This window comes from Ruegeria sp. J8 (genome assembly GCF_056531925.1).
On the sequence record NZ_JBQFMR010000003.1, the window covers coordinates 610001 to 613531 of the forward strand.

The window sequence follows — 3531 nt, forward strand, 5'->3', positions numbered from 1 at the left end:
TCGGCAGCGCGGGTTCCAGGATGGAAGGCGGGAAAGTATGCTTTTGGTTCAGAAGAAAGATGACCTTTAGTTACCAGCTGGGTCATTGCGATTGATTTGATTACTAGCGCAGCTTTGGTTGTGTGCGGTCAAACGCACTCAAGTAGCCGAATAGGCGGTAGTGCCAATATCAAGTCTTTCTTTTTCTGGATCAAATCAAGCGCGAGAAGGGCGTTTGGTGAATGCCTTGGCAGCAAGAGGCGATGAAAGACGTGATACTCTGCGATAAGCCATGGGGAGCTGAGAATAAGCTTTGATCCATGGATCTCTGAATGGGGCAACCCACCTGAATGTTTGTTATTGTTAGTTTTGCTAATCAATAATGAGCATGAACAGGTACTTAAGACCTGAATACATAGGGTTTTAAGAGCAAACCCGGGGAACTGAAACATCTAAGTACCCGGAGGAAAGGAAATCAATTGATACTCCCCTAGTAGCGGCGAGCGAACGGGGACCAGCCGAGCCAGATAAGTGACTAGAACACGTTGGGAAGCGTGGCCATAGCGGGTGACAGCCCCGTATAGGAAGCTTTGATGGACGTATTAAGTAGGGCGGAACACGTGAAATTCTGTCTGAAGATCGGAGGACCACCTTCGAAGGCTAAGTACTCCTTGCTGACCGATAGCGAACCAGTACCGTGAGGGAAAGGTGAAAAGCACCCCGACGAGGGGAGTGAAACAGTACCTGAAACCGAACGCCTACAATCAGTCGGAGGATCCTCGAGATCTGACGGCGTACCTTTTGTATAATGGGTCATCGACTTGGTCTTACGAGCAAGCTTAAGCCGTTAGGTGTAGGCGTAGCGAAAGCGAGTCTTAATAGGGCGTATGAGTTCGTGGGATCAGACCCGAAACCGAGTGATCTAGGCATGGCCAGGTTGAAGGTAAGGTAACACTTACTGGAGGACCGAACCCACATCCGTTGAAAAGGATCGGGATGAGCTGTGCCTAGGGGTGAAAGGCCAATCAAACTCGGAGATAGCTGGTTCTCTGCGAAATCTATTTAGGTAGAGCGTCATCCGAATACCCCGGGGGGTAGAGCACTGGATGGGTAATGGGGCCCCACAGGCTTACTGATCCTAACCAAACTCCGAATACCCGGGAGTACTAGATGGCAGACACACTGCGGATGCTAACGTCCGTAGTGGAGAGGGAAACAACCCTGACCTACGACTAAGGCCCCCAATTCATGGCTAAGTGGGAAAGCAGGTGGGACGACCAAAACAACCAGGAGGTTGGCTTAGAAGCAGCCATCCTTTAAAGATAGCGTAACAGCTCACTGGTCTAAATAAGTTGTCCTGCGGCGAAGATGTAACGGGGCTCAAGCCATGAGCCGAAGTCTAGGGATGCGTAAGCATCGGTAGCAGAGCGTAGTGTGACATAGTCTCATTCCTCCTTCATGCCTTCGGGCAGATTGGAGGAGAGAGGCTTTCGATGAAGCGGGCGCGTGAGCGATCCCGTGGAGAGATCACTAGTGAGAATGATGACATGAGTAGCGACAAAGAGTGTGAGAGACACTCTCGCCGAAAGTCCAAGGGTTCCTGCTTAAAGCTAATCTGAGCAGGGTAAGCCGGCCCCTAAGCCGAGGCCGAAAGGCGTAGGCGATGGGAACTAGGTTAATATTCCTAGGCCAGGAGGATGTGACGGATCACAGGTGTAGTTCAATCTTATCGGATTGATTGGGCTGCTGAGTGGTTCCTGGAAATAGCCCTCCATCAGACCGTACCCTAAACCGACACAGGTGGACTGGTAGAGCATACCAAGGCGCTTGAGAGAACGATGTTGAAGGAACTCGGCAAAATACCTCCGTAAGTTCGCGAGAAGGAGGCCCGGTTCCTAGGCAACTAGGGGCTGGGGGCACAAACCAGGGGGTGGCGACTGTTTATTAAAAACACAGGGCTCTGCGAAGTCGCAAGACGACGTATAGGGTCTGACGCCTGCCCGGTGCCTGAAGGTTAAAAGGAGAGGTGAGAGCCTTGAATTGAAGCCCAGGTAAACGGCGGCCGTAACTATAACGGTCCTAAGGTAGCGAAATTCCTTGTCGGGTAAGTTCCGACCTGCACGAATGGCGTAACGACTTCCCCGCTGTCTCCAACATCGACTCAGCGAAATTGAATTGCCTGTCAAGATGCAGGCTTCCCGCGGTTAGACGGAAAGACCCCGTGCACCTTTACTACAGCTTCGCACTGGCATCAGGATTGTGATGTGCAGGATAGGTGGTAGGCTTTGAAGCAGGAACGCAAGTACCTGTGGAGCCTCCCTTGAGATACCACCCTTCGCACTCTTGATGTCTAACCGCGGTCCGTTATCCGGATCCGGGACCCTGCGTGGCGGGTAGTTTGACTGGGGCGGTCGCCTCCTAAAGCGTAACGGAGGCGCGCGAAGGTTGGCTCAGAGCGGTCGGAAATCGCTCGTTGAGTGCAATGGCAGAAGCCAGCCTGACTGCAAGACTGACAAGTCGAGCAGAGTCGAAAGACGGCCATAGTGATCCGGTGGTCCCGAGTGGAAGGGCCATCGCTCAACGGATAAAAGGTACGCCGGGGATAACAGGCTGATACTGCCCAAGAGTCCATATCGACGGCAGTGTTTGGCACCTCGATGTCGGCTCATCTCATCCTGGGGCTGGAGCAGGTCCCAAGGGTACGGCTGTTCGCCGTTTAAAGAGGTACGTGAGCTGGGTTTAGAACGTCGTGAGACAGTTCGGTCCCTATCTGCCGTGGGTGTAGGAGACTTGAGAGGAGTTGCCCCTAGTACGAGAGGACCGGGGTGAACGATCCACTGGTGGACCAGTTGTCGTGCCAACGGCAGTGCTGGGTAGCTATGATCGGACAGGATAACCGCTGAAGGCATCTAAGCGGGAAGCCCCCCTCAAAACAAGGTCTCCCTGAGGGCCGTGGAAGACCACCACGTCAATAGGCCGGAGATGTAAGCGCAGTAATGCGTTCAGTTGACCGGTACTAATCGCCCGATAGGCTTGATTTGATCCAGTAATGGAAAGACAAGACCAAAGCATACACCAACCTTGACAAAGGACAGCGTCGCAGCGCCAAGCCGCGATGTTGGTTGATTAAATAACCGTGCGGGAACGCGCCTTTTGTAAACAAAAGACGCTGCCTCCCGCATGGTCGCTTTCTTGCACAGCAAGAAAGTCGACCGAGGGCTTTTCCTCGGTTTGGTGGTCATAGCGCAAGTGAAACACCCGGTCCCATCCCGAACCCGGAAGTTAAGCACTGCCGCGCCAATGGTACTTGGGCTTAAGCCCCGGGAGAGTAGGTCACCGCCAAACCTAGAAAAAGCCCAATTCTCTCTAACACGATGAAAACAAATCTGACTCTGACGCGGGATGGAGCAGCCCGGTAGCTCGTCAGGCTCATAACCTGAAGGTCGCAGGTTCAAATCCTGCTCCCGCAACCAGCGTCAGAAATCCCCTACACAGCCCGGTCAGACTAAAATTGATCCCCCGGATCAAGTGCTTAACGTCGCCACCGCGTCA

Annotated in this window: 1 tRNA gene and 2 rRNA genes; all 3 read left to right on the forward strand. The window is 53.2% G+C overall.

What is annotated here, in order from left to right:
• The first annotated feature begins 193 nt into the window (after window positions 1-193).
• The 3 genes from ACR0L1_RS09745 (at window position 194) to ACR0L1_RS09755 (ending at window position 3452) form a co-directional block, all read left to right on the forward strand.
• A 23S ribosomal RNA gene (locus tag ACR0L1_RS09745) occupies window positions 194-3020 on the forward strand.
• A 189-nt stretch (window positions 3021-3209) separates the two neighbouring features.
• A 5S ribosomal RNA gene (rrf, locus tag ACR0L1_RS09750) occupies window positions 3210-3324 on the forward strand.
• A 51-nt stretch (window positions 3325-3375) separates the two neighbouring features.
• Window positions 3376-3452: transfer RNA gene (locus ACR0L1_RS09755), tRNA-Met, on the forward strand.
• Window positions 3453-3531: the final 79 nt, after the last annotated feature.